The sequence below is a fragment of the Mesorhizobium sp. CC13 genome (genome assembly GCF_039907765.1).
Lineage (GTDB): Bacteria > Pseudomonadota > Alphaproteobacteria > Rhizobiales > Rhizobiaceae > Aminobacter.
Genome location: NZ_JARDJI010000017.1, coordinates 18,644 through 45,462 on the forward strand (window position 1 = coordinate 18,644; position 26,819 = coordinate 45,462).

Below are 26,819 nucleotides of genomic sequence, written 5' to 3' on the forward strand. Positions count from 1 at the left end.
AGGAGCTTAGCCTAATCGGCGCCAACTGCCAGCCTTGTGTCAGGAGTGGGCGCCCGGCTAGCATACGGCGCGCAAAGCCGGAGGAAGGTCATGGATGCTGCAGGATTGAAGGCGCTGCAGGCGCCGCTCAAGGAAGCCTATCGCGAGGATGCCGGACGCGCCTTGATCACGCTCAGGGCGAGGGGAGCGGTCGACGACCAGTCGATCGCCTGCAAGGTCGATACCGGCAAGGCGATGGTAACCGCCGGACTGCATCCCGCGACCGGCGGCACCGGTCTCGAACTCTGCTCCGGCGACATGCTGCTCGAGGCGCTCGTGGCCTGTGCCGGGGTGACGCTGAAGGCCGTGGCGACCGCTCTCGAATTCCGCCTCGGCGAAGCGGTGGTGTCGGCCGAGGGCGACCTCGACTTCCGCGGCACCCTCGGGGTCGCCAGGGATGCGCCGGTGGGATTCCGCGCCATAAGGCTTGCCTTCAAGCTGGACACGGACGAGCCGAAGGAGCGCATCGACGCCCTCATCAAGCTGACCGAGCGCTACTGCGTGGTATTCCAGACTCTGAGCGTCCGCCCCGAGCTGTCGGTGACGGCCGAGCGGTGAGGAACCGCAGGATCGCCGACCAGCTCAGTTGGCGGCGAAGCAGTAGAACAGGCCGTCGCCGCCGGTGCCCTTGAGCGCCTCCTGGCCGCAGCCGCCGCGCGAGGGGTGCGAGGAATTCCACGACTTGGCGGCAGCCGAATCGTCGAGCCCCATGCGGTCGTGGTGGCCCATCATCGCCACGCCCTCGCCGTCGCTGGTCCAGTCGCCGCAGGTCTGGTCGGCGATCCTGGTCCCGTCCGGTTTCGAGCCGGTGAGAATGTCGTGGCGGTTGGGCGTGTCGCCGCGGCCGTTGATGACGTTGCCCTTTTCGTCGAGCGCGGTCTGCTTGTTGATGTTGTTGGCGTCGCTGTGCAGGGAATCGACGTCGTCGGCGACTTTCTGGCCCTTGGCGTTGAACCACGGGCCGCTGCCGACGCGGTCGCGTGCGTCGACGGTGCTGGTCGACAGATAGGCGCGCCATGTCTTGCCGGTCGCGCCGGCGGCCTCCGCGAGCTTCTGGCACTGCGCGTCGGCGCCCTCCAGGCCGCCGAGATTGGCGCCCTTGCCGAGGCCGCTGCTGGTGACGAAAAAGCTCATCGTGTTCTCCTGGGCGCCTGCTGTGGCGAGGCCGGCATAGAGTGCGGCGGACAAAACGAGGATGCGCTTCATCGGATAGTCCTCCCTGGATAGCGGTCGAGGCCTGCAAAACTAGGGCGCGGCGCCATCGAGGGCCAATCACGCTTGTGTGTCGCTCGCCTGACGATTTCGTCTGGCTGCAAGACGCCCTAGATCGGCCAGACGAGCATCAGCAACGGCACCGCCACCGCGATCACCAGGAGTGACAGCGGCAGGCCGAGGCGCGGATAGTCCGAGAACTTGTAGCCGCCCGGCCCCATGACCAGCGTGTTGCACTGATGCCCGATCGGGGTCAGGAAGTCGCAGCCGGCGCCGATTGCCACTGCCATCAGGAAGGCCTCGGGCCGGTAGCCGAGCGTGCTGGCGAAGCCGGCAGCGATCGGCGCCACCACCAGCACCGTCGCGGCGTTGTTGAGGAAGGGCGTCACCGCCATCGCGACGACGAGGATGAGGCCGAGCGCCCCGGCCGGGGGCAGCGCGGAGGCGAAATCCGCGAGCCAGGCGGCGATCAGGTCGGTCGCCCCGGTGCGCCTGAGCGAATCGCTGACGGGGATGAGGGCTGCGAGCATGACCAGGATCGGGCCGTCGATGGCGTCGTAGACGTCGCGCAGCGGGATGACGCGAAACAGCACCATGGCGATTGCCGCGCTGAAGAAGGCGAAGGGCACCGGCAACAGGCCGAATGCCGTGGCCGCCATGGCCGCCACCAGAATGGCGAGGGGGACCATGCCGCGGCGGAAACTGCCGAGCAGGATCGGACGCTCCGCCAGGGGCAGGCAGCCAAGTTCGCGCAGGATGTCCGGCAATGTCTGCGGGTTACCCTGCAGCACCACGACGTCGCCCATGCGCAGGGTGACCGCGCCGAGCCGCTCCTGGATGCGCTCGCCCTTGCGGCTGACCGCCAGCAGGTTGACGTTGTAGCGGTCGTAGAGCGCGAGCCGCTGGGCGGAACCGCCGATCAGCCGGGAGTTTTCGCCGATGACGGCCTCGACGGCGGTCGCGGCGTGCTTGCCGCCGGCCGAATCGCGGCTGCCGGTGACACTGAGCTTGGCCTGCGCGACCAGGCGGTCCAGCACGTCGGGGGCACCCTCGATGAGAAGGATGTCGCCTTCGATCAGCTTGACGTCCGGGAATGGTGTCAGGTGCTGGGCGCGCGAACGCAGGACCGAGGTCACCATTGCGCGCCCGCCGCCGATCTTGACCAGGTCGGCCAGGCTCTTGCCGACCACGGTGGAGTCGCCGACGACGCGCGCCTCGGTGACGTAGTTGTCGATGTCGATGGCTTCGTGAATGGAGGCAGCGGCGCGCGACCTGATCGGCACCAGCCTGTAGAACAGCACCAGGAAGACGACGCCGGCGGCCGCCAGGCTGGCGCCGACCGGCGTGAAGTCGAACATGGTGAAGGCCTCGCCGGTCATCTCCTGGCGCACCCGCGAGACCACGATGTTGGGCGAGGTGCCGACCAGGGTCATCAGGCCGCCGAGCAGCGCGCCGAAGGCCATCGGCATCAGGAAAACCGAAGGCGAGGTGTTGGAGCGCCGCGCGAACTGGAAGGCGATGGGGATCATGATCGCCAGCGCGCCGATATTCTTCACGAAGGCGGAGAGCACGGTCACGATGACGACGAGCAGCGCGAGCTGCGCGCGCACGCTGGAGACGTCGGGCGCGAAGCGCTGGATGGCATATTCCATGATGCCCGAGCGGGCGACGCCGGCGCTGACCAGCAGCGCGCTGGCGACGATGATGACGATGTCGTCGCTGAAGCCTGTGAAGGCGCTTGCGGTCGGCACGATGCCGGCCGCGACCGCAACGATCAGCGCGCCGCAGCCGACGACGTCATAACGGTACCGGCCCCAGATGAACGCCGCCATCATCAGCACGATGACGGCGATGGACATCAGCTGGTCGGTCGTCATGCGGCGGAAGTCCCCACTTCGGTCGGTCGGCGATGGTCAACGCGGCAACAGTATTATCGTTGCCTCCCGCGCCGGCCAATGCCTGAAGCGGCAACGGCCGGGCCGGTCGGCGGCGAGCGCTCAGGCCGGCTGCTGGTAGGCAACCCAGCGCTGTTCGCGCGCCTGGTAGATCAGGCCCGTCCGGGTGAGGGCAGGGTCGACCAGCGGCAGCATCTGGGCTGCGACCTCGGAGGGGTGCGGCACAGTTTCGGGGTTTTCGCCGGGCATCGCCTGGGCACGCATCGCGGTGCGGGTGCGGCCCGGATCGAAGGCGTTGACGCGCAGCCGCAGATTGCGGGTCTCGTCGGCCCATGAGCGCATCAGCGTCTCGACCGCGGCCTTGGATGCGGCGTAGGGCGCCCAGAAGGCGCGCGCCGAATGGGCGGCGTTGGAGCTGACGACGACGGCGCGGCCGGCGTCGGAGAGGCGCAGCAGCGGATCGACCGAGCGTATCAGCCGCCAGGTGGCGGTGACGTTGACCGCCATCACCTTGTCGAAGACCTTGGCTTCGACATGGCCGATGGGGGCGATGACGCCGAGGACGGCGGCGTTCGCCACCAGGATGTCGAGCTTGCCCCAGCGCTCGTGGATCGATCCGCCGAGCCTGTCGATGCCGGCCATGTCGGTGAGGTCGAGCGGCACCAGCGTCGCCTGGCCGCCGGCTGCCTTGATCTCGTCGTCGAGCTCCTCCAGGCCGCCGACCGTGCGGGCCACGGCAATGACATGGGCGCCGGCGGCGGCAAGCTGCTTGGCGGTGTGGTAGCCGATGCCGCGCGAGGCGCCGGTGACGAGGGCGATGCGGCCGGAGAGGTCGGGGGTGGTGGTCATGCGGGCATCCAATTCGAACTGGTCGATCCGCAGCCTGATAGGACGATTTCGCCGCGAACAAAACCCCGCGCGGGAGAATGGATGCAAGCTCCGGGCAGCAACACGTGAAATTGTCCGCCCAAAATGCCGGAAATGCCGGCGCGCCGGCAGGTCATGTCTGGAGAGGCGGCGCGGCCTCCGCGAACTGACGCGGAAGCCGCCGATGGATGAGAAGACCTACACCCCGCCGGTGGCAAGCAGCGACAGGGAGCGCACGTTGTCGGCGCCCTCGTGGTCGAGTAGGCGGGTCGGATACTGGCCCGAGAAGCAGGCATCGCAGAACTGCGGCTGCTCCTCGTTGCGGCTGGCCTCGCCGACGGCGCGGTAGAGCCCGTCCATCGACAGGAAGCCGAGCGTATCGACACGGATGAACTCGGCCATCTCCTCGATCGACATGCGCGAGGCGAGCAGCTTCGACTTCTCCGGCGTGTCGACGCCGTAGAAGCACGAGGCGCGGGTGGGCGGCGAGGCGATGCGCATGTGCACTTCCTTGGCGCCGGCGTCGCGCACCATCTGCACGATCTTCTGGCTGGTGGTGCCGCGCACGATGGAATCGTCGACCAGGACCACGCGCTTGCCCTCGATCATGCGGCGGTTGGCGTTGTGCTTGAGCTTGACGCCCATGTGGCGGATGGAATCGCCCGGCGAAATGAAGGTGCGGCCAACATAGTGGTTGCGGATGATGCCGAGCTCGAACGGCAGGCCGGCCTCCTGGCTAAAGCCGATCGCCGCCGGCGTGCCCGAATCGGGCACTGGCACCACCAGGTCGGCGTCGACCGGGCTCTCGCGCGCCAGCTCCATGCCGATGCGCTTGCGCACGTCGTAGACATTGCGGCCTTCGACCGAGGAATCGGGACGGGCGAAATAGACGTATTCGAAGATGCAGAAGCGCGGCTTCTGCGGCTCGAACGGGAAGTGGCTCTCGACGCCTTTGGAGGTGATGACCACCATCTCGCCCGGCTTGAGGTCGCGGACGAAGCGGGCACCGATGATGTCGAGTGCGCAGGTCTCGGAGGCGAGGATCCAGGCGCCGTCGAGGTCGCCCAGCACCAGCGGGCGGATGCCGAGCGGATCGCGGCAGCCGATCATCTTCTTCGACGACAGCGCCACCAGCGAGAAGGCGCCCTCGACCTGGCGGACCGCGTCGATGAAGCGCGCATTGAGGTCGCGCTCCTTGCTGACGGCGACGAGATGCAGGATCGTCTCGGTGTCGGAGGTGGAAGAAAAAATCGCGCCTTGCTTCTGCAGGGCGCGCTGGACGGTCATGGCGTTGGTGAGGTTGCCGTTGTGGGCGATGGCGAAGCCGCCGTCGGCCAGCTCGGCGAAGAAGGGCTGCACGTTGCGCATGCCCGCCCCGCCGGTGGTGGCGTAGCGCGTATGGCCGATGGCTCGATTGCCCTTGAGCCGGTCGATGACCGATTGCTTGGTGAAGGTGTCGCCGATCAGGCCGATGTGGCGCTCGACGTGGAACTGGCTGCCGTCATAGGAGACGATGCCGGCAGCCTCCTGGCCGCGATGCTGGAGGGCGTGCAGCCCCAGCGTCACGATGGCTGCGGCCTCCTGCCGGCCGAATATGCCGAACACGCCGCATTCGTCGTGGAAATGATCGTCGGCTTCCGCTGAAAGGGCGGTCGATGCGTCTGCCATGGGGCAAGGCCTCTCGTCGCAAAAACGCTATATAGTGCCAAGGGGCGGGAAGGGCAACGCGACTTACGCGCCCCTCGCGCCTTAATCAGTTGTTTGTCGGCGCCGGCTCGGCGGGCGCGTCGGCCTCGCCTTCGGGATGCGCCTCGGTTCCACCCGCCTCGGCTCCGCCTTCGGCCGGCGGCGCGGCGGTGCCGGTGTCGAGGCCTTGCGGATTGAGCTTCTTGAGGATCGAGTTTTCCGGATCCTCGGGCAGCAGGTTCTCGAGCGAGGTGCCGATGCTTTCGAGCAGCGGCCGCGACTTGGCTTCGGCGATCCATGCCGGCGACTTGTCGCCGACCAGCCAGCTGAAGAACAGCAGTCCGACGGCGACGACCAGGATGCCGCGGGCGGCGCCGTAGAGGAAGCCGAGCGTGCGGTCGAGCGCGCCGATGCGGCTGTCGATGATGAAGTCGGCGATCTTCATGGTGATGATGGTGACCACGATCAGCGCGACGATGAAGACGATGCCGGCCGCGGCCGCCATGGCGATCTTCTCGTTGTCGATATAGGGCTGAACGTAGGGTACGACCGGCTTGTAGAGCAGGAAGGCGGCGACCGCCGCGGCCGCCCATGAGGCAATAGACAGCACTTCGCGGGAAAAGCCGCGAACCATGGCGAGCATCGCCGAAACGAGGGTGAAGCCGACCAGAATTCCGTCGAGCAGCGTAATCGGCATCGTGTCACTCACTCCATGACGACGGTGTCAGTCCGTCTCTTCGGCGCGGCTGCGCCTTGAGCCGGCTATCCGTGCCACCAGATCCGAAAGCTCGGTCGGCTGGAACGTTCCGGCACCCGCACCGCCTGCGATGTCCCCACTGCCGGAGGGCAGTACGGCCCTTCCGAACCCCAACTTTTCGGCCTCTTTAAGGCGCTGCTGCGCATGCGCAACGGGTCTTATCGCACCGGAAAGACTGATTTCGCCGAAATAGACGCAATCCGCGGGCAGAGCAATACCGGTGAGCGACGAAACCAGTGCGGAAGCCACCGCGAGATCGGCGGCGGGCTCGGAAATGCGATAGCCGCCGGCGACGTTGAGATAGACGTCGTGCTGGCCGAAGCGGACGCCGCAATGCGCCTCGAGCACGGCGAGCACCATCGACAGGCGCGACGAATCCCAGCCGACCACGGCGCGGCGCGGCGTACCCAGCGTCGAGGGGGCGACCAGCGCCTGGATTTCGACCAGCACCGGACGGGTGCCCTCGATGGCGGCGAAGACGGCCGCGCCCGGCGCCTTGGCGTGGCGTTCGCCGAGGAACAGTTCGGACGGATTGGCGACCTCGCGCAGTCCCTTGTCGGACATTTCGAACACGCCGATCTCGTCGGTCGGGCCGAATCGGTTCTTGACCGTGCGCAGGATTCGGTAGTGGTGGCCGCCTTCGCCCTCGAAATAGAGCACGCCGTCGACCATGTGCTCGACCACGCGCGGGCCGGCGATCTGGCCTTCCTTGGTGACGTGGCCGACCAGCACTACGGCGGCGCCCGTCGACTTGGCGTAGCGGATCATCGCCTGGGCCGAGGCGCGCACCTGGGTGACCGTGCCCGGTGCTGAATCGGCGAGGTCGGTCCACAGCGTCTGGATCGAATCGATGATGACGAGATCGGGCCGCTTGCCGTCGGCGATGGTGGCGAGGATATCCTCGACATTGGTTTCGGCGGCGAGTTCGACCGGGGCGGAGGCCGCACCCAGCCGCTGGGCGCGCAGCCTGATCTGGGCGACCGCCTCTTCGCCCGAGACGTAGACGATGCGGTGGCCCTGGCGGGCGAGTGCCGCCGCAGCCTGGGTGAGCAGGGTCGACTTGCCGATGCCGGGGTCGCCGCCGATCAAAAGCGCCGAACCGCGCACGAAGCCGCCGCCGGTGGCGCGGTCGAGTTCGCCGATGCGCGAGACGATGCGCGGCGCATCCTCGATGTCGCCGTCGAGCGAGGTCAGCGTGACCGCGCGGCCCTTGCGCGCGCTCTTGAGCGAGGACGGCCCGCTACCGATGCCGCCGGCAGTGCCCTCCTCGACGAGGGTGTTCCATTCGCCGCAGGAATCGCATTTGCCGGCCCAGCGCTGATGCGCCGCGCCGCAATTCTGGCACACGAACTGGGTGCGGGTCTTAGCCATGGGGGGGCTGTGAAGGTGCGGGAAGGTTGAGTTCTGCCGCACCCCCCTCTGGCCTGCCGGCCATCTCCCCCGCAAGGGGGGAGATTGGCAGCGGGTGCCTCACGCCTCTCCCTGCAACGCCGGCGATTGGCGAAGGCCGACGCGACGGCTGATCTCCCCCCTTGCGGGGGAGATGGCCGGCAGGCCAGAGGGGGGTGGGAAGGAACGCGGTGTCGGACAAGCCTACTCTTCTCCAAACCGCTCGGGCAGGTGATGCTCGGGCGCGAGGTCGAAGAAGCGGGTGAACTCGCCCTGGAAGCCGAGGCTGACGGTGCCGGTGGGGCCGTGGCGCTGCTTGGCGACGATGACCTCGGCCTTGCCGCGCACGTCGTTCATGTTGGCTTCCCACTGCAGGTACTCGTCGGTGCCGGGCTTCGGCTCCTTGTTCTTGAGGTAGTACTCCTCGCGGTAGACGAACAGCACCACGTCGGCGTCCTGCTCGATCGAGCCCGATTCACGCAGGTCGGAGAGCTGCGGGCGCTTGTCGTCGCGGCTTTCGACCTGACGCGACAGCTGCGACAGCGCGATGATCGGCACGTTGAGTTCCTTGGCCAGCGCCTTCAGGCCGGTGGTGATCTCGGTGATTTCCTGCACGCGGTTCTGCGAGGCCTTGGCCGACGAGCCCTGCATCAGCTGGATATAGTCGATGATGATGACGTCGAGGCCGCGCTGGCGCTTGAGGCGGCGCGAGCGGGCGGCGAGCTGGGCGATGGAGATACCGCCGGTCGAGTCGATGAACAGCGGGATCTTCTGCAGCGTCTGGGTGCAGCCCACCAGCTTCTCGAAGTCGGCTTCGGTGAGATCGCCGCGACGGATCTTCGAGGAGGGCACCTCGGCCTGCTCGGAAATGATACGCGTGGCCAGCTGCTCGGACGACATTTCGAGCGAGAAGAAGCCGACGACGCCGCCGTTGGCGGCCTTGAACGAACCGTCGGCCTGCTGGGCCGGCACATAGGCGTGGGCGACGTTGAAGGCGATGTTGGTGACGAGCGAGGTCTTGCCCATGCCGGGGCGGCCGGCGAGCACGATCAAGTCGGAGGACTGCAGCCCGCCCATGCGGTTGTCGAGGTCGTGCAGCCCGGTGGCCGTTCCGGAGAGATGGCCGTCGCGCATGTAGGCGGCGCTGGCCATGTCGATGGCGGTCTTGACCGCGTCGGAGAAGCTCTCGAAGCCGCCGTCGTAGCGGCCGGTTTCGGCGAGCTCGAACAGGCGGCGCTCGGCGTCCTCGATCTGCTCGGCCGGCGACATGTCGACCGGCGCGTCATAGGCGACGTTGACCATGTCCTCGCCGACGGTGATCAGCGCGCGGCGGGTGGCGAGGTCGTAAATGGCGCGGCCGTAGTCGGCGGCGTTGATGACGGTGACGGCTTCGGCGGCGAGGCGGGCGAGATAATGTGCGACGGTCATGTCGCCGACCTTCTCGTCGGCCGGCAGGAAGGTCTTGATGGTGACCGGGTTCGCCATCTTGCCCATGCGGATGAGCTCGGACGAGACCTCGTAGATCTTGCGGTGCAGCGGCTCGTAGAAATGCGTCGGCTTGAGGAAGTCGGAGACACGGTAGAAGGCGTCGTTGTTGACCAGGATCGCACCCAGCAGCGCCTGCTCGGCTTCGATGTTGTTCGGAGCCTCCCGGTATAGCGGGGTTTCCGCCACTTCGAATTTGCGCGCTGCCTCGGCCAATGTCTTCCCCGTCTCTGGAACCCGAACGTCCTCACTAGCAGAAGCGCGCGCGAGCGCGACAAGGCCGGGCAAACTATTTTGCTCACATCCCGCGATCCACAGGCGTCCACAGGCGCGGTCGGCGGGGCCTCGATTCCGGTTGACGCGAATCGGCGCGATTCTAGCCGCAAATGGCAAGGAACAAAACGGGAATATTCGCGTGAGTTCTCTTTTGGCCAAGAAACTGTCGAACACCAACATTAGGCAATTTGTATACAAAGGATGTTGATTTTCCCTGGAGGGTCGGTGATCCTTGCCTTCTCTGGAAGCATGTTCATCGCGATGCGGCATATGGCGATGTTTATGCCGAGGGGTACCGGGGGCCTAAACGTGCATTGCTGGCGGGCCGGCCTCCCCTGCTTGAGGAGGCACTATGCGACCTTTCTGCCCGGCGCCGGCCCGAATCGGCTGGCTGGCATCGACCGCCATGGCCTTGTTGGCTTCGACGCAGGCAGGCTTCGCCGCCTGCGACCTCACGCCGACGGCCGGCAATAGCACCTATGTCTGCGACAGCGGCACGAGCCCCGGGCTGACCGACGCCGACGGCACCAACACGCTGACCATGCCGGCCGGCGGCAGCGGCGCGATCAATGGCAACGTCACCTTCGGCAACTTCGCCGACCGCGTCGAAGTGCATTCGGGCACGATCGACGGTGCGGTCAATCAATCCGGCGGCAGCGACGTCTTCATCATGTCCGGCGGTGTGATCAACTCGCTGAGCCAGGGCAGTGCCCTCGACACCGCGACGATCAGCGGCGGCCGCATCATCGGCGAATTCTTCGCCGGCGATTTCGTCACCATGACCGGCGGGCGCATCGGCAACGTCAATCTCGAACAAGCCAACAACGAGATGCGCATGTCGGGCGGTAGCGTCGACACGACGATCACGGCGACGACAGGCAACGATCTCGTCGAGATCTCCGGCACCGCGACGGTCGGTACGTCCATCGAACTGGGCAACGGCAACGACCGCGTGTTCGTCTCCGGAGGGACGATCGGCGGCGAAATCCTGATGTTCAATCCAACCTCGTTGTCACCGCAGAATCACGGCAACGACCTGGTCGAGGTGAGCGGCGGCATCGTCGGTTTCGTCACCGGTGGCGGGGTCCGTTTCGGCCAGGGCAGCGACACGTTCCGCTGGCTCGGCGCCGGCCAGGTCCGCGGCAGCCTGCTGATGGGCGCGGGCAACGACACGGCGCTGCTGGCCGGCCTGAGCGAATCCAGTTTCGGTCCGGGCCAGGTCTTCGACGGCGGCAGCGACGTCGACGTCAACACCGGCCTGAGCGCGGACACCCTGACGTTCGAGAACACCAGTTCGACGACGGCATCCCGCTACCTGAACTGGGAAACCGTAAATCTGACGCAAGGCTCCGAATTCACGCTCGACGGCGATTTCGTGCTCGGCGACGCGCTCTCGAACACCGGCAGCTTCAACATCGACGCGTCGAGCACGCTGTTCGCCGGCGCCGGGGTCACAGCCATACGCGCGTTCGTCCCCGGCAATGCCGCGACGCTGAGCAATGCCGGCACGGTCGACCTGACCAATGGCGGCCCCGGCACGAGCGACACGCTGACGGTGGTCGGCGACTACCTCGGCGCCGGAGGCTTCCTGCGGCTCGACACGGTCGTGGCGGGCGATGGCGCGCCTTCCGACAGGCTGGTCATCGATGGCGGCAATGCATCGGGCACCACGGGCATCGTCATCGTCAACCAGGGCGGGACGGGCCAGCAGACGAACGCCGACGGCATCCTGGTCGTCCAGGCCACAAACGGCGCGACGACCGATGCGGGCGCCTTCAGCCTGGCGAGCCCCGTCGCCTACGGTGCCTACGAGTATCTCCTGTTCCGGGGCGATGCGGCAGGAGTTGGCGAAAACTGGTACCTGCGCTCGGAAATCCTCGATCCGACCGACCCGACAGCATCGGGCGAACTCATCATCCGTCCGGAAACGGCGCTCTACTCGGTGATGCCGTCTATGGCGCGCGATGTGGCGCTGTCGACGCTGGGCACGTTCCACGAAAGACGCGGCGAGCAGGGTTTCCTCGCCGGCGGCGACGACCTGTCCGTGGCCTGGGGCCGCGTCTTCGGCAGCAGCGTGGACCAGAGCTGGGCCGGCACGGTGTCGCCGTCGATCGACGGCACGACGTTCGGGCTGCAGGCCGGCCTCGACGTCATCCGTTCAGAAACGGATGCCGGGGCTCGCAACGTCGCCGGCGTCTTCCTCGGCTATGCCGGCCTGAATGGCGATGTGCGAGGCGCAGTGCAGGGCGAGGACGACCTGGCCGCCGGCAAGCTCGACCTCGATGCCTACAGCCTCGGCGGCTATTTCACCCATGTCGGGGCAAGCGGCTGGTATGTCGATGCCGTACTGATGGGGACGTGGCTTGGGGGCGCTGCCAGAGCCGACCAGGGCATCAGCCTGGATGCCGATGGCAGGGTCATCACCGCCTCGCTGGAGGCCGGCGCACCCATCGCGCTCAACGACCGCTGGACCCTTGAGCCGCAGGCGCAGATCATCTGGCAGGACGTGGCGCTGGACGACGGCAACGATACGCTGTCAGCCATTTCGTTCGACGAGGGTCGCGGCGTGACCGGCCGGATCGGGGCGCGGCTCGAAGGTGTGTTCGAAACGGACGCCGGCAAGCTGAAGCCTTACCTCAAGGCCAATTACTGGCACGGCTTCGAAGGCGAGGACGTGACCTATTTCGACAGCGACGCCATCCGTGTCGAGACCGGTGGGGCCAAGCTCGAACTCGGCGCCGGCATCACCCATGCCTTCACCGACAAGGTCAGCGCCTTTGCCGTCGCCGACTACACCTTCAATCTCGGCGGCGAGCGCAGCCGCGCCTTCGAGGGCAATCTGGGCCTGCAGGTGAAGTGGTAAGGATTCGGCGCCCGGTTTCGGGCGGGCGCCGTGCTAGGCGGCGCGCGGCGCAAGCAGGATGACCGAGGCGCCGAAGACGCAGATGGCGGCGCCGGCGAGATCCCAGCTGTCGGGGCGCACGCCTTCGGCGATCCACAGCCAGCCGAGCGAAGCGACGATGTAGATGCCGCCATAGGCGGCATAGGCGCGGCCGGCCGCGTCCGACTCCACCAGTGCCAGCAGCCAGGCGAACGCGACCAGCGCGGCCAGTCCCGGCACGAGCCACAGCGGCGACTTGTCGAGCCGCCACCAGGCCCAGAAGGAAAAGCAGCCGGCGATCTCGGCAATCGCCGCGGCGAGGTAGATGACATAGGTCATTTAGACAGGCCCGTGCGTGAAGACGGGACCTTCTTCCTATGGAAGGGGAGCCAGGTGCAAGGGCTACTCCTGGCCGGCCACCTTGCGCCTGCGCGGCGGCTTGGCCGCCGACCCGGTCCGGCGATGCGCGATGTCGTGCATGGCCAGCGCCTTCTCGCATTTGCCGATATAGTCGCGCGTGACCGGCAGGGTGTCGTTGCGGTGCGCGAGCTGGATCTGGAAGACCATGAGATCCTGCCAGCGGAAAGAGGCCTCTGACGCCGCGAGGTAGAACTCCCACATGCGGCAGAAGCGCTCGTCGTAGATCGCCTTGGCCCTGTCGCGGTTGGCGAGGAAGCGCTCGCGCCAGTGCTTCAGCGTTTCGGCATAGTGCAGGCGCAGGATCTCGACGTCGGTCACCATCAGGCCCGACTTCTCGATCGCGGGCAGGACCTCGGAGAGGGCGGGGATGTAGCCGCCGGGGAAGATGTACTTGCGGATGAAGGCGCTAGTCGCCGTGGGTGGGCCGGCGCGGCCGATCGAATGCAGCATCATCACGCCGTCGGGTTTCAGCCGTTTCGCCACGGCGTCGAAGAAGGTGCGGTAGTGGTTGACGCCGACATGCTCGAACATGCCCACGGAGACGATGCGGTCGAAGCGTTCGACGAGGTCGCGGTAGTCCTTGAGCTCGAAATGGACCTGGTTCTCCAGCCCCTCCGCCTGCGCGCGCTCGGTCGCGACCGCGTGCTGCTCGGTCGACAGCGTGACGCCGAGCACCTGTACGTCGAAGGACTTGGCGAGATAGAGCCCGAGGCCGCCCCAGCCCGAACCGATGTCGAGCACCGACTGGCCTGGCCTCAGCCGCATCTTGGCGGCGAGATGCGCCTTCTTGGCGAGCTGCGCCTCTTCGAGCGTCATCTCCGGTTCGGCGAAATAGGCGCAGGAATATTGCATGTCGCGATCGAGGAAGAGGCGGTAGATGTCCCCCGACAGGTCGTAGTGGCGCTCGACGTTGCGTCGGGAGCGCGCCGCCGTATTGACCTGCTGGAAGCGGCGGAAGGCGACGCGCAGCCCTTCGATGGCGCGCGTCCAGGCCGCGTCGATGGTGCCGTTGCCGAGATTCTGGAAGGCGATCCGCATCAGGCCGAGGACGTCGCCGCCGACGATGTCCATCTCGCCGTCCATGAAGCTTTCGGGTACGGCCAGCATGGGGTCGAAGGTAATGGCGCGTTCGGCGCGCCGCGTCTTGATGAGCATGTGGACCGGCTCGCCGCTGCCGTCGCCGAAGCGGTGGGCGGTGCCGTCCGGGCCGGTGACGGTCAGGTCACCTACGCGCACAAGTCTTCCGAGGATACGCTGCAGCAACACGTTCATGGGCAGTGCTCGCGATCTGTCAGTCGTGTGGACCAATCCTGTTCAATCGCGGCGAGCTTGGCAAGTTCCTCCTGGCACAAAAAAGCCCGGGTGTTTCCACCCGGGCTTGATCCAGAAATTCTGGAGAGGGAGAGGCTCAGGCCTCTTCTTCCTCGGCGTTCGGATCGAAGAAGGCGTCCGGACGGGCGTTCTCGTTGATGTCATCGCCGTAGATGGCCTCGGCGGTGGTCAGCGTCTCGCCCTTCGACTGGCGCTCGGCTTCGTCGGCCGTGCGGGCGATGTTGAGGGTGATGGTGACCTCGACTTCGGCGTGCAGCGCGATCGCCACGTTGGTCAGGCCGATGGTCTTGATCGGCTGGTTCAGCTCGACCTGGTTGCGGGCAACCGTGAAGCCTTCGGCGCTGAGCAGATCGGCGATGTCGCGGGTCGAGACCGAACCGTAGAGCTGGCCGGTTTCACCGGCCGAGCGGACGATCACGAAGCTCTTGCCGTCGAGCTTGTCGGCGACCTGCTGGGCTTCCGACTTGCGCTCGAGGTTGCGGGCCTCGAGCTGGGCGCGCTGGCCTTCGAACTTCTTCTTGTTGGCTTCGTTGGCGCGGAGCGCCTTGCCCTTGGGCAGGAGGAAGTTGCGGGCAAAGCCGTCCTTGACCTTGACGGTGTCGCCCATCTGGCCGAGGCGGGAAATGCGTTCGAGGAGAATGACGTCCATTTTCCTTGTCCTTTCGTTGGCTGCGAAGGCAGCGAATTGGGTTCAACGGGCAAGGAAGCAATCGGGGCGCGGGGAGCGCCGGTTTCGCTGTCCTGCCTGTCGCGGCAGTTAGGATCTCGTGAGAAATCCAACTCGGGATTTGAGGCTCGCCCGGCCGCGCCCGTCGCGGCGGGAGTTTCCGGCCCGTCGGAGATCCCGACGGGCCGGAACGAATATCACTTCACCACGTAGGGCAGCAGGCCGAGGAAGCGGGCGCGCTTGATCGCCTGGGCGAGTTCACGCTGCTTCTTCTGGCTGACGGCGGTGATGCGCGACGGCACGATCTTGCCGCGCTCGGAGATGTAGCGCTGCAGCAGACGCACGTCCTTGTAGTCGATCTTCGGGGCGTTGGCGCCGGAGAACGGGCAGGTCTTGCGACGGCGGTGGAACGGACGACGGGTCGGGATCTGATTGATGTCGACCATTATTCTGCACCCCCTTCAACACCTTCGCGCGGACGGCGCGGGCCACGATCACCACCGCCATCGCGGTCGCCGAAGCTGCGCGGACCACGGTCGCCACGGTCGCGGTCGCCGAAGCGCGGACGGTCGCCGAAGCCACCGCGTTCGCCACGCTCGGAGCGCTCTTCGCGCTTCTGCATCATGGCGGACACGCCTTCCTCATGCGCCTCGACCTTGACGGTCATGAAGCGCAGGACGTCTTCGGACAGGCCCTGCTGGCGCTCGACTTCCTTGACGGCAGCCGACGGAGCGGTGATGTCCATGAGCGTGTAGTACGCCTTGCGGTTCTTGTTGATGCGGTAGGTGAGGGACTTCAGTCCCCAGTTCTCGACCCGGCCAACCGACCCGCCGGCTGCAGTGATGATGCCCTTGTAGTGTTCGACAAGCGCATCGACCTGCTGCTGCGAGAGGTCCTGACGGGCAAGAAACACATGTTCGTAAAGAGCCATAGTTCTTTGCCTTTCTTCGTTTCCATCTTCCGGTCCCGGCGGCTAGAGCCTCTGCGACCTCCCTGACCCTTCGAGGGCCTTGCGGCCTCCTCAGGGGAAGAAAGGAGCACGACGAGACGGTCGAGAGCGGAGACACGGGAGGCGGAAGCGTTTTCGCTTCACACGGCGACTTTCGAGAAAGCCTCCGGCCCTCCGTTCAGCCCCCAGCTGGGACCGGCAGATGGCGGGCGTCTACAGGCAAAGAGCCCAAAATGCAAGGGCCGTGGCGAAGTTCTCGCCGAATCCGGCGCCTTTCGGCAGGATCGGGTTCAGCCGAACGCCTCGTCGTGCAGGAACAGCGGCGAGCGAACGCGGTTGGCCACGACCTTGTCGACCGTTTCGGGGAAGAACTCCTTGGCGCCGCGGCGCTTGCCGAACATCATGTCGTACTGCAGCCAGCGGAAATCGCGGATCATCGGATCGATTTCCTTCTCGCGCGACCAGTCGAACTTGGTCGCGCCGAGCCGCGGCAACAGCACGTTGCGGTCGACGACGCGGAAACGCTCATGCACCCGGCCGAGGAAGTCGGTGTAATAGGGATGGCTGATGCCGGCGGTCTCGAGCACGTGCAGCGGCAGGAAGGCCGGGCTGATCGATCCGAGATCGCGCACCGGGCCGGTGCGGTTCGACCACACGACCAGCGGCGTCTCGTGCTGCGCCAGCATGTCGTTGATCGGCGCCTTGCGCTTGGCCACCGGCTCTTTCATGAAGCCGGTCTCGACATAGACCGCCCCGAGCGGCGGCAGGTGGTCGCCGAAGAAGGCGATGACGGTCGGGCGCTTGCGCTTGGCCGCCCAGTCCATCAGGCGCTGCAAGCCGCGGTCGGCGTCCGAGGCGCCTTCGGCATAGGTCAGGATCGAATCGCGCGTCCATGGCGACGTCGGCGCATCGACCTTGTGGGTCGCGTCGGCGTAGCGGTTGGGCTCGTAGGGGCCATGGCTCTGCAGGCTGACCGCGAAATAGAAGAACGGATGCTCGGTGGCATCGGCCTGGCGGATGATCTCCTCGGTCAGCGCCGCGTCCGAAGCCAGCGGCCCGCGCTTTGCGAGCGTCGGCATGTTTTCCTCGGACATGAAGCGGTCGAAGCCGAAGGCCTTGTAGACCGGGGCGCGATTCCAGAACCAGCCCGCGAATGGATGGATGGCGCGCGTCTCATAGCCTTCGCTGCGCAGGAAGGTGGCAAGCGACGGCACCGGCGCGCGGACATATTGCTGGTAGGGGATGCTGCCGGTGGGCAGGAAGGCGTTCGAGAAGCCGGTCAGCGCCTCGAACTCGACATTGGCGGTCATGCCGCCGAATTCGGGCGAGAACACGTTGCCGGAGCGCGTCGCACGCACGGTGGGAATCGGGTCGGGCGTGATCGACACGCCAGGCAGCCGGGTCGGGTCCCAGAAGGATTCGCTCATCACCACGATGATGTCCGGCTTTTCTTCGGGCAGCGAGGCGACCACGTCGGTGCGGGCGATCGCGTCGATCGCCTTGGCGGAATAGCCGTGCGGGGCGTTGACCTTGGCCATCGGCACGTTCAGCGCGAATGCGATGGCGAAGCCGTTGGAGTTGTAGTTCTCCTTCTGGTCCCACATCATCGGGATGATCTGCAGGCGGTCGCGCGTCCAAGAGAACGTCGCATAATCCATGATCGAGACGAAGAAGGCGAGCGCCGGAATGGCGATGGCCAGCCGCGAGATGCGCGCCCAGAAGGACAGCGCCGGCATGCGGCGGCGCCAGTAGCGCCAGGCGAACACCAAGAGCGAGATGCCGGCGACGATGCCGACGGCGATACCGATGCCGGTCAGCGGCCGTTCGCGCACCAGGAGCGGCATCAGCTCGACGATCTGCCGGGCATAGAGGAAATCGGTCGGGTAGAGCGGGTCGCCGAGATAGAGCGACTTCTGGTGGCCGATGAAGGCCAGGAGCAGCGCCAGCGGGGCGACGATCAGCAGGCCGTTGTGCGGCCGGCCGAGCAAGGCGTCGAGACCGACGAGCAGGAGGGCGAAGAGCGCGACAGTGGTCCAGCTCGGCTTGAAGGGCTGCTGGAAGAACTGCAGCGTGTCGACGAAGGAGCCGCGGGCGATGAGTTCGATGGCGAAAACCAGCACCGCCGAGACGGTGAGCGTCACCATCACCGAGCGCAGCACGCCCAGCGCATAGGTGCGTCGGCCGAGCGCGGTCTGCTCCGCGTCGTCAGCACCCTTCACGGCCTTGTCGACTGCACTTCCCAACTCGAACTTCCCCGGTGTCATGACGGCGCAAGATGCAGACGTCACCTGAACGTCACCTGAACGTCATCAAACTGTCATGCAGAAGCTAGGGCTTATGGCAAAATTGAGAAGCGTTGGCCAACAATTCGTGTTTCGGCTTGCGTGATTGTCGACCCGTTTCGGCCCGAGTGCCGCTAAAGGCTTGACTTGACAGGGCGCATTGCGCCAGAGCCACAAATTCCGGAGGCGGAGCGCGCCAAGATGCGCAACTGCGCTCCCGGAGATGTCTGCGCGTCGTCGATGCGCTAGAAGCCAGGAGACAGAGAATGGCCATCGCTTTTACTTTCCCGGGGCAGGGCAGCCAGGCCGCTGGCATGGGCAAGGAACTGGCCGATGCCTTCCCGGAAGCGCGCCGCGTCTTCGAGGAAGTGGACGACGCGCTCGGCGAGAAGCTGTCGAAGCTGATCTGGGAAGGCCCGGAGGAGACGCTGACGCTGACGGCCAACGCCCAGCCGGCGCTGATGGCCGTGTCGATGGCCGCCTTCCGGGCGCTGGAATCGCGTGGCCTCTCGCTCAAGGACAAGGTTGCCTACGTCGCCGGCCATTCGCTCGGCGAATATTCGGCGCTCGCCGCTGCCGGTTTCGTTTCGGTCGCCGATGCGGCGCGTCTGCTGCGCATCCGCGGCGACGCCATGCAGGCGGCGGTGCCTGCCGGGCAGGGCGCCATGGCTGCGATCATCGGCCTCGAGCAGGCCGACGTCGACGCGGCCTGCGCCGAGGCGGCCGAGGGCTCGGTGTGCCAGATCGCCAACGACAATGGCGGCGGCCAGCTGGTGATCTCCGGCGAAAAGGCGGCCGTCGAGCGCGCCGCTGCACTTTGCACCGCAAAGGGCGCCAAGCGCGCGCTGATGTTGCAGGTCTCGGCGCCCTTCCACTCGGCGCTGATGGCGCCGGCCGCTGAAAAGATGCGCGAGGCGCTTGCGGCGGTGAAGAAGAACGTGCCGGTCGTGCCGGTCGTGGCCAACGTCACGGTCCAGCCGATCACCGACCCGGAAGAGATCGCCCTCCGCCTCGTCGAGCAGGTCACCGGCCAGGTGCGCTGGCGCGAGACGGTCGAGTGGTTCGGCCAGAACGGCGTCACCACGCTCTACGAAGTGGGCGCCGGCAAGGTGCTGTCGGGCCTCGCCCGCCGCATCAACAAGGAGATCGCGACGGCCGCCGTCAACAACCCGGCCGACGTCGACGCGGCGATTGCAGCGCTTGCCTGAGATCAATGACCCCACCCATGTGAAGGGTGTACTTACAAGGGGATTGGAAAAATGCTCGACCTGACCGGCCGCAAGGCACTCGTCACCGGCGCTTCCGGTGGCATCGGCGAGGAAATCGCCCGCATCCTGCACAAGCAGGGCGCCATCGTCGGCCTGCACGGCACCCGCGTCGAGAAGCTCGAGGCGCTGGCGAACGAGCTCGGCGAGCGGGTAAGGCTGTTCCCGGCCAACCTCGCCGACCGCGACGAGGTCAAGGCGCTGGGCCAGAAGGCCGAGGCCGAGCTCGAAGGCGTCGACATCCTGGTCAACAACGCAGGCATCACCAAGGACGGCCTGTTCGTGCGCATGTCGGACACCGATTGGGACCAGGTCATCGAGATCAACCTGACGGCGATGTTCCGGCTTACCCGCGAACTGACGCACCCGATGATGCGCCGCCGCCATGGGCGCATCATCAACATCACCTCGGTGGTGGGCGTGACCGGCAATCCCGGCCAGACCAACTACTGCGCCTCGAAGGCCGGCATGATCGGCTTCTCCAAGTCGCTGGCGCAGGAGATCGCGACCCGCAACATCACCGTCAACTGCGTCGCGCCGGGCTTCATCGAATCGGCGATGACCGAAAAGCTCAACGACAAGCAGAAAGAGGCGATCATGGCCGCCATCCCGGCCAAGCGCATGGGCACGGGAAAGGAAGTCGCCTCGGCGGTCGCCTATCTCGCTTCCGACGAGGCCGCCTACGTCACCGGCCAGACGATCCACGTCAACGGCGGCATGGCGATGATCTGACGAGCTTCGCCCGTTTCAGGCCGTCATGCGGCCCGAAAGGGCGAAAGAAGCGGCGATAGGCCGGGAAAACCGGCCTTTTGGCCCTTGGATGCGGTAAAGATTTCGTGTAATGGCGCGCCGCATCAGGTGGCTGGACCGCTAGTCGGCCGCTGCCAGAGCGCTTTGGGAAAGCGTAGAATTGAACTTGATTAGCGGCATTCCGCCCGCTAACGAAGACCTGACAAACACCAGACTGAGGATGCCCACATGAGTGACACCGCAGAGCGCGTCAAGAAGATCGTTGTCGAACATCTTGGCGTCGACGCCGACAAGGTGACGGAAGCTGCAAGCTTCATCGACGACCTGGGCGCGGACAGCCTCGACACGGTCGAGCTCGTTATGGCGTTCGAAGAAGAATTCGGCGTCGAGATCCCCGATGACGCGGCCGAGACCATCCTGACGGTCGGCGACGCCGTGAAGTACATCGACAAGGCTTCGGCCTAAGCGATTGCAGACTTGTCAGGGATGCCTGCGATGAGGCGTGTGGTCGTCACGGGCCTAGGCCTGCTTTCGCCGTTCGGCATGGGCTACGAGCACGGTTGGAAGGAGCTTCTTTCCGGCCGGAGCGCCGCGAGGCGCATCACGGAGTTCGAGGTCGAAGACCTTCCCTGCAAGATTGCCAACGTCATCCCGCGCGGTGACGGCAGCAACGGTACCTTCAATCCCGAAGCGTTCCTGGAACCCAAGGAACTGCGCAAGATCGGCGACTTCATCCTGTACGGGATCGCGGCCGCCGACGAGGCGTTGAAGGACTCGGGCTGGGCGCCCAAGACGCCGGACGAGCAGAACGCGACCGGCGTCATGATCGGCTCGGGCATCGGCGGCATCGACGGCATAGCCGAGAATGCCCTGATCCTTCGGGAGCGCGGCCCGCGCCGCATCAGCCCCTTCTTCATTCCCGGCCAGATCATCAACCTGGTTTCCGGACAGGTTTCGATCCGGCACGGCCTCAAGGGGCCGAACCATGCCGTGGTCACCGCCTGCTCGACCGGCGCGCATGCCATCGGCGATGCGGCCCGCCTGATCATGTTCGGCGACGCCGACGTCATGGTGGCCGGCGGCGCAGAAGCGCCCGTGACACGCCTTTCGCTGGCCGGCTTCGCCGCCTGCAAGGCGCTTTCGACCGATCGCAACGACGAGCCCGAGAAGGCTTCGCGCCCCTATGACCGCGACCGCGATGGCTTCGTCATGGGCGAGGGAGCGGGCGTCGTCGTTCTGGAAGAGCTCGAGCACGCCAAGGCGCGCGGCGCAAAGATCTATGCCGAGGTGGTGGGTTACGGCCTGACCGGCGATGCCCATCACATCACCGCCCCGGCCGAGGACGGCGACGGCGCGTTCCGCTGCATGTCGGCCGCCCTCAAGCGCGCCAACCTGACGCCCGCCGACGTCGACTACATCAACGCCCACGGCACCTCGACCATGGCCGACACGATCGAGCTGGGTGCCGTCGAGCGCCTGGTCGGCCATGCCGCGTCCAAGGTGTCGATGTCCTCGACCAAGTCGTCGATCGGCCATTTGCTGGGTGCAGCGGGCGCGGCCGAGGCGATCTTCTCGATCCTGGCGATGCGCGACAATATCGCGCCCGCTACGATCAACCTGGACAACCCCGAGCGCGAGACGGCCATCGACCTGGTGCCGAACAAGCCGCGCGCCCGGCAGATCGACGTGGCGCTATCGAACTCGTTCGGCTTCGGCGGCACCAACGCTTCGCTGGTATTCCGGCGCTACAACGGCTGAGGCCTGTGGGAAGGCGGCCGGAGAGGCCCCTTCGCCGTGATTTTTGCCATATTCCGCCCTAGTCTCCCGGCGGGGATTCGCAAGAGGGAGTGGCGAGGCAGATGAGCATGAATACGCCAGGCATGGGTGAAGGTGCGCCGCGCGCCGCGCCGTCGAGTCCGATCGTTCCGAAGACGGCCCAGGAAGCGCTGCGCCCGGAAACCGGCACGCCGCCGCCCAGGCGTTCGCGCGCCTCGCGCAGCCAGATCGTCGTGTTCATGAACTTCGTGGTCTCGTCGGTCATGCTGCTGATCGTGGGGGCCGGCGCCGCGCTCTATTTCGGTAAGCAGGAATTCAGCGGCCAGGGGCCGGCGACCGTGGCGACGACCTTCATGGTCAGGCCTAGCACGGGCGTGGCCGACATCGCCGACCAGCTCGAGCGCCGCGGCCTGATCAGCGACGCGCGCATCTTCCGGCTGGGCGTGCGCGCCTACGGCAACGATGGCGCCCTGAAGGCGGGCGAATACGAGATCCAGGCCGGCGCCTCGATGCGCGACATCATGGATCTCTTGAAGAGCGGCAAGTCGATGCTCTATTCGCTCACCATTCCCGAGGGGCTGACGGTCGAGCAGGCCTGGCAGCGCATCGCCGAGCAGGAGGCACTGACGGGCGACATGCCTGCGCAGCTGCCGGCGGAAGGCACGCTCGCCGCCGACACGCAGCGCTTCACGCGCGGGGCGTCGCGCGAGCAGATCGTCAAGAAGATGCTGTCCGACCAGAAGGAACTGGTGGAAAGCATCTGGGCCCGGCGGGCGCCCGACCTGCCCATCGCCGACGTCAACGAGTTCGTGACCCTGGCCTCAATCGTCGAAAAGGAAACCGCCCGCGGCGACGAGCGCTCGCGCGTAGCGGCCGTGTTCATCAACCGCCTCAACAAGGGCATGCGGCTGCAGTCGGACCCGACGATCATCTACGGTATATTCGGCGGCAAGGGCAAACCGGCCGACCGCCCCATATTCCGCTCCGACATCGACAAGCCGACGCCGTACAACACCTATACGATCAAGGGCCTGCCGCCGACCCCGATCGCCAACCCCGGCCGCGCCTCGCTGGAGGCCGTCGCCAACCCGTCCAAGACGGACGATCTCTATTTCGTCGCCGACGGCAGCGGCGGCCACGTCTTCGCCGCGACGCTCGAAGAGCACAACCAGAACGTCGCCCGCTGGCGGGCGTTCCAGCGCAATATCGTCGAGGACGAGAAGGCGGATGATGCAGCCAAGAAGGACGGCACCACGACCAATGCCGTCAAGAAGAAGAACTAGGCCTCAGGCCGTGGGCGGGCTGTCGACATGATCCTGCAGAGCATGACCGGCTTCGCGCGCGCCGCGGCGGAGAATGATGGCACGGCCATCGCCTGGGAGGTGAAGTCGGTCAACGGCAAGAGCGCCGAGGTTCGCCTGCGCCTGCCGCCAGGCTACGAACGGCTCGAGGCGGCGGCGCGTCAGGCGGTCCAGAAGCGGTTCTCGCGCGGCAATTTCCAGGCCACGCTGACCGTTGGCCGGACCGGCGGCGCCATGGTCCAGCCGGTCGTCAACGAGGCGTTCCTGCGCGACGTCGCCGAACTCGCCAATCGCCTGGTCGAGCAGTTCGGCGCGGCACCCGCCAGCGCCGACGGCCTGCTTGCGCTGCGCGGCGTCTTCGACGTGCCGGAAGCGGTCGAAACCGAGGAAGAGCGCGCGGCGATCGACGCGGCGATCCTTGCCTGTCTCGATGCGTCCCTGGCGGGGCTCGAACAGGCGCGTTGCGCCGAGGGCGAAGCCTTGCGGGCCTTGCTGTCAGGACATGTCGCCGCCATCGAGACGCTCACGCTCAGGGCCGAGGCGGATCCGTCGCGCGAGCCCGCGGCGATCCGCCAGCGTCTCGCCGACCAGGTGCGGCTGCTGCTCGACGCCTCGTCGGCGCTCGACGAGGGGCGGCTGAACATGGAGGCGGCGTTTCTTGCGACCAAGGCCGACATCCGCGAGGAGATCGACCGGCTGAAGACGCATGTCGCCTCGGCGCGCGGCCTGCTCGCCGGGGGCGGCGCAATCGGGCGCAAGCTCGATTTTCTGGCGCAGGAATTCAATCGCGAATCGAATACTCTATGTTCGAAGGCGAATGCTGCCTCGGTGACCGCCATCGGGCTGGAACTGAAGGCCGTGGTCGACCAGTTTCGCGAGCAGGTTCAGAATCTGGAGTAGTCGCGCATGAGCGCAGAAAGCCCCTCGAACGCCATCAGGCGGCGCGGCCTGATGCTCGTCCTGTCCTCGCCTTCGGGAGCGGGCAAGTCGACGATCGCGCGCAACCTGCTCGAGAGCGATCCCGGTCTCGAACTGTCGGTCAGCGTGACGACACGCGCCCGCCGCGGCAGCGAGATCGACGGCATCCACTATCATTTCCGTTCGATGCGCGACTTCGAGCGGCTGCGCGATTCGGATGCGCTGCTCGAATGGGCCGAGGTGCACGGCAACTATTACGCCACCCCGCGCGAGCCGGCTGAACTGGCCATGGCGCAGGGTCGCGACATGCTGTTCGACATCGACTGGCAGGGCGCCGAGCAGCTCAAGGAGAAGATGCGCGCCGACATCGTCTCGATCTTCATCCTGCCGCCATCGATGATCGAGCTAAAGGCGCGCCTGCGCCGCCGCGCCGAGGACCAGGATTCGGTGATCGAGACTAGGCTGCACAACGCCCGGGTCGAACTGGAGCACTGGCGCGACTACGACTACGTCGTCGTCAACGACGATCTCGACAAGGCTTTTGCCTCGGTCAAGGCGATCGTCACTGCCGAGCGCCTGCGCCGCGACCGCCGGCCGGGCCTGTTCGATTTCGTGTCGAAGCTGCTCGACGAGAAGGTCTGAGCCGGCGGCTGGCGGCGTCGGGTTGAGTTGATTTCATTCTGAGCCAGCCTTTTTACCCCCAACCTTGACCCCTCCCCACAAGGGGGAGGGCGACCCGGCGGCAGGGTTACCCCGCACGAACATTCGACGATTTTGGCTGCAATGGCGGTGAAATCGTTCTCTCCGTTCAACGGACAGGAAGAGCTCCCGCCAGAGCCACGAATTCCTCGACACCGAGCGTTTCGGCCCGGCGCGTCGGATCGATGCCTACGGTTTCCAGGAGCTTTTCGCCGCCCAGGCCCTTCAGGCTCTGGCGCAGCATCTTGCGGCGCTGGCCGAAGGCGGCCTCGGTGACGCGGCCGAGCACGGTCACGTCCGCCGGCAGCGGCTCGGCGCGGGGAACCAGATGCACGACCGAGGACGTGACCTTGGGCGGCGGCGTGAACGCCTGCGGCGGCACGTCGAAGGCGATGCGCGCCTCGGTGCGCCAGCCGGCCAGCACGCCGAGGCGGCCATAGGCCGAGCTTGCCGGCCTGGCGACGATGCGCTCGGCAACCTCGCGCTGGAACATCAGCGTCAGCGACTGGTAGAAGGGCGGCCAGGCCGGGACCGTGAGCCAGCGGACCAGAAGCTCGGTACCGATGTTGTAGGGCAGGTTGGCGACGATCTTCACCGGGCCCTCGGCGAGGGCGGCGAAATCGGTCTTCAGCGCGTCGCCCGACACCACGTCCAGCCGGCCGGGATAGTGGGCGGCCACGTCCGCAAGGGCGGCGAGGCAGCGCTCGTCGCGCTCGATGGCGACGACGCGCCTCGCGCCATGCATGAGCAGCGCCCGCGTCAGGCCGCCCGGTCCGGGGCCGACCTCGACGACCGTCACGCCGCTGAGATCGCCGGCAGCCCGGGCAACCTTGCCGGTCAGGTTGAGGTCGAGCAGGAAATTCTGGCCGAGCGCCTTCTTGGCCTGGAGCCCGTGCCGCTCGATGACGTCGCGCAGCGGCGGCAGGCCGTCGATGCTGGTGACCGCGCTCACGATGCCCGGGCCTCGACGTCGGCCAATTGGCGGGCGAGCTTCAGCGCGGCGATCAGGCTGTCGGGGCGGGCGACGCCCTTGCCGGCGATGTCGAATGCCGTGCCGTGGTCGGGCGAGGTGCGGATGAAGGGCAGGCCGAGCGTGACGTTGACCGTCTCGTCGAAGGCGAGCGCCTTGGCCGGGATCAGCGCCTGGTCGTGATACATGCAGATCGCCGCATCGTAGCCGGCGCGGGCGCGGGTATGGAACATGGTGTCGGCGGGCAGGGGGCCGAACGCGTCGATGCCCTCGGCCTTCAGCGCCTCGATGGCCGGCCGGATGACATCCTCGTCCTCGCGTCCCATGGCGCCGCCTTCGCCGGCATGCGGGTTGAGGCCCGAGACGGCGATGCGGGGGTCGGCGATGCCGAAACGCTGCCTGAGGTCGGCGGCGGTGATGCGGGCCGTCTCGACGATCGCATCGCGATTCAGCGCCTTCGGCACCTCGGACAGTGCGATGTGGATGGTGACGGGCACCGCGCGCAGCTCGGGACCGGCCAGCATCATCACCGGCGTGACGTCGCGGCCAAGCTTCTGTGCGGCGAGATGGGCGAGGTACTCGGTGTGGCCGGGAAAGCGGAAACCGGCGTCGTAGAGCGGCTTCTTGGCGATCGGGCAAGTGACGACGGCGGCGGCGCGGCCTTCGAACATGTCGGCAACGGCGCGATCGATGGCCTCGACGATGCCTGTGGCGTTGCGGCTGTCCGGCTGGCCGGGGGCATCGACGAGCTTTGCGGCCAGCGGCACGACCGGAAGGGCCGAGGCGAAGTGGCTGGGAGCACCTGCGGGATCGGTTTCGGCGATCTTCAGCGTCAGGCCGAGCCTGGCCGCGCGCGCGGCCACAAGTGCCGGATCGGCAAGCAGGTAGAAGGCGGGAACATCGGCGTCGTTGCGCAGCCGCCATGCGGCGACTGCGATTTCGGGGCCGATGCCCGAGGGATCGCCAACGGTCAGCGCCAGTGGGGCGCCAGCGGCACCCACGG

General features: G+C 66.7%; 24 protein-coding genes. 9 read left to right on the forward strand and 15 right to left on the reverse strand.

Features of this window, described 5'->3' with window-relative positions:
* Positions 1 to 90: 90 nt before the first annotated feature.
* The gene (locus tag PV773_RS19500; RefSeq protein WP_347967948.1) at positions 91 to 597 is read left to right on the forward strand and encodes an OsmC family protein; all 507 of its coding nucleotides are present in this window, start codon (positions 91 to 93) and stop codon (positions 595 to 597) included.
* Between the two features lie 24 nt (positions 598 to 621).
* On the opposite strand, the gene PV773_RS19505 is transcribed toward PV773_RS19500, so the two are convergent.
* The 7 genes from PV773_RS19505 to PV773_RS19535 form a co-directional block, all read right to left on the reverse strand.
* Positions 622 to 1,245, reverse strand: coding sequence for a hypothetical protein (locus tag PV773_RS19505; protein WP_347967949.1), 624 nt, complete (start codon positions 1,243 to 1,245; stop codon positions 622 to 624).
* A 116-nt stretch (positions 1,246 to 1,361) separates the two neighbouring features.
* Positions 1,362 to 3,128, reverse strand: a complete 1,767-nt coding sequence (locus PV773_RS19510) for an SLC13 family permease (RefSeq protein ID WP_347967950.1) — start codon at positions 3,126 to 3,128, stop codon at positions 1,362 to 1,364.
* Between the two features lie 120 nt (positions 3,129 to 3,248).
* A complete protein-coding gene (locus tag PV773_RS19515) occupies positions 3,249 to 3,995 on the reverse strand; it encodes an SDR family NAD(P)-dependent oxidoreductase (RefSeq protein WP_347967951.1) in 747 nt (248 codons plus the stop codon).
* Between the two features lie 216 nt (positions 3,996 to 4,211).
* Complete coding sequence (gene purF / locus PV773_RS19520) at positions 4,212 to 5,681, reverse strand: amidophosphoribosyltransferase (RefSeq protein WP_347967952.1); 1,470 nt, start codon at positions 5,679 to 5,681, stop codon at positions 4,212 to 4,214.
* Positions 5,682 to 5,766: 85 nt separating this feature from the next.
* Positions 5,767 to 6,396: a CvpA family protein gene (locus PV773_RS19525; RefSeq protein WP_347967953.1), complete on the reverse strand. Its 630-nt coding sequence runs from the start codon at positions 6,394 to 6,396 to the stop codon at positions 5,767 to 5,769.
* A 27-nt stretch (positions 6,397 to 6,423) separates the two neighbouring features.
* Positions 6,424 to 7,827 carry a DNA repair protein RadA gene (radA, locus tag PV773_RS19530; RefSeq protein ID WP_347967954.1) on the reverse strand — a complete coding sequence of 468 codons (1,404 nt, stop codon included), beginning with the start codon at positions 7,825 to 7,827 and terminating at the stop codon, positions 6,424 to 6,426.
* A gap of 222 nt (positions 7,828 to 8,049) precedes the next feature.
* Positions 8,050 to 9,546, reverse strand: coding sequence for a replicative DNA helicase (locus PV773_RS19535; protein ID WP_347967955.1), 1,497 nt, complete (start codon positions 9,544 to 9,546; stop codon positions 8,050 to 8,052).
* Positions 9,547 to 9,958: 412 nt separating this feature from the next.
* Between PV773_RS19535 and PV773_RS19540 the strand changes: the two genes are divergently transcribed.
* A complete protein-coding gene (locus PV773_RS19540) occupies positions 9,959 to 12,469 on the forward strand; it encodes an autotransporter domain-containing protein (RefSeq protein WP_347967956.1) in 2,511 nt (836 codons plus the stop codon).
* A 33-nt stretch (positions 12,470 to 12,502) separates the two neighbouring features.
* Here the strand turns inward: PV773_RS19540 and PV773_RS19545 are convergent, their stop codons facing one another.
* From PV773_RS19545 to PV773_RS19570, 6 genes are all read right to left on the reverse strand, one after another.
* Positions 12,503 to 12,826, reverse strand: coding sequence for a YnfA family protein (locus PV773_RS19545; RefSeq protein ID WP_347967957.1), 324 nt, complete (start codon positions 12,824 to 12,826; stop codon positions 12,503 to 12,505).
* Between the two features lie 63 nt (positions 12,827 to 12,889).
* Positions 12,890 to 14,179 (reverse strand): cyclopropane-fatty-acyl-phospholipid synthase family protein, encoded by a 1,290-nt coding sequence (locus PV773_RS19550; RefSeq protein WP_347967958.1) that lies wholly within the window; start codon positions 14,177 to 14,179, stop codon positions 12,890 to 12,892.
* A 136-nt stretch (positions 14,180 to 14,315) separates the two neighbouring features.
* Entirely contained in the window at positions 14,316 to 14,888 is a 573-nt protein-coding gene (rplI, locus tag PV773_RS19555; RefSeq protein WP_347967959.1) for a 50S ribosomal protein L9, read from the reverse strand.
* 215 nt (positions 14,889 to 15,103) lie between these two features.
* Complete coding sequence (rpsR, locus tag PV773_RS19560) at positions 15,104 to 15,352, reverse strand: 30S ribosomal protein S18 (RefSeq protein ID WP_018427106.1); 249 nt, start codon at positions 15,350 to 15,352, stop codon at positions 15,104 to 15,106.
* A complete protein-coding gene (gene rpsF, locus PV773_RS19565; protein ID WP_347967960.1) occupies positions 15,352 to 15,837 on the reverse strand; it encodes a 30S ribosomal protein S6 in 486 nt (161 codons plus the stop codon). Before rpsF ends, rpsR begins: the two co-directional genes overlap by 1 nt.
* 308 nt (positions 15,838 to 16,145) lie before the next feature.
* Positions 16,146 to 17,999 (reverse strand): LTA synthase family protein, encoded by a 1,854-nt coding sequence (locus PV773_RS19570; protein ID WP_347968029.1) that lies wholly within the window; start codon positions 17,997 to 17,999, stop codon positions 16,146 to 16,148.
* Between the two features lie 404 nt (positions 18,000 to 18,403).
* On the opposite strand from PV773_RS19570, the gene fabD reads away from it, so the two are divergent.
* The 7 genes from fabD to gmk all read left to right on the forward strand — a co-directional run bounded on the left by fabD (position 18,404) and on the right by gmk (position 24,789).
* Positions 18,404 to 19,345 carry an ACP S-malonyltransferase gene (gene fabD, locus PV773_RS19575; RefSeq protein ID WP_347967961.1) on the forward strand — a complete coding sequence of 314 codons (942 nt, stop codon included), beginning with the start codon at positions 18,404 to 18,406 and terminating at the stop codon, positions 19,343 to 19,345.
* 51 nt (positions 19,346 to 19,396) lie between these two features.
* A complete protein-coding gene (gene fabG, locus PV773_RS19580) occupies positions 19,397 to 20,134 on the forward strand; it encodes a 3-oxoacyl-[acyl-carrier-protein] reductase (protein WP_347967962.1) in 738 nt (245 codons plus the stop codon).
* Positions 20,135 to 20,380: 246 nt separating this feature from the next.
* Complete coding sequence (locus tag PV773_RS19585; RefSeq protein ID WP_018427111.1) at positions 20,381 to 20,617, forward strand: acyl carrier protein; 237 nt, start codon at positions 20,381 to 20,383, stop codon at positions 20,615 to 20,617.
* Between the two features lie 30 nt (positions 20,618 to 20,647).
* The gene (fabF, locus tag PV773_RS19590) at positions 20,648 to 21,910 is read left to right on the forward strand and encodes a beta-ketoacyl-ACP synthase II (protein WP_347967963.1); all 1,263 of its coding nucleotides are present in this window, start codon (positions 20,648 to 20,650) and stop codon (positions 21,908 to 21,910) included.
* A gap of 101 nt (positions 21,911 to 22,011) precedes the next feature.
* The gene (mltG, locus tag PV773_RS19595; protein ID WP_347967964.1) at positions 22,012 to 23,211 is read left to right on the forward strand and encodes an endolytic transglycosylase MltG; all 1,200 of its coding nucleotides are present in this window, start codon (positions 22,012 to 22,014) and stop codon (positions 23,209 to 23,211) included.
* Between the two features lie 27 nt (positions 23,212 to 23,238).
* Positions 23,239 to 24,129 carry a YicC/YloC family endoribonuclease gene (locus tag PV773_RS19600; RefSeq protein ID WP_347967965.1) on the forward strand — a complete coding sequence of 297 codons (891 nt, stop codon included), beginning with the start codon at positions 23,239 to 23,241 and terminating at the stop codon, positions 24,127 to 24,129.
* A gap of 6 nt (positions 24,130 to 24,135) precedes the next feature.
* Positions 24,136 to 24,789, forward strand: coding sequence for a guanylate kinase (gene gmk, locus PV773_RS19605; protein WP_347967966.1), 654 nt, complete (start codon positions 24,136 to 24,138; stop codon positions 24,787 to 24,789).
* A 166-nt stretch (positions 24,790 to 24,955) separates the two neighbouring features.
* Here the strand turns inward: gmk and rsmA are convergent, their stop codons facing one another.
* Together rsmA and pdxA are read right to left on the reverse strand one after the other, a co-directional pair.
* Complete coding sequence (gene rsmA, locus PV773_RS19610; RefSeq protein ID WP_347967967.1) at positions 24,956 to 25,798, reverse strand: 16S rRNA (adenine(1518)-N(6)/adenine(1519)-N(6))-dimethyltransferase RsmA; 843 nt, start codon at positions 25,796 to 25,798, stop codon at positions 24,956 to 24,958.
* The gene (pdxA, locus tag PV773_RS19615) at positions 25,795 to 26,817 is read right to left on the reverse strand and encodes a 4-hydroxythreonine-4-phosphate dehydrogenase PdxA (protein WP_347967968.1); all 1,023 of its coding nucleotides are present in this window, start codon (positions 26,815 to 26,817) and stop codon (positions 25,795 to 25,797) included. The genes rsmA and pdxA overlap by 4 nt, the downstream gene beginning before the upstream one ends.
* Positions 26,818 to 26,819: the final 2 nt, after the last annotated feature.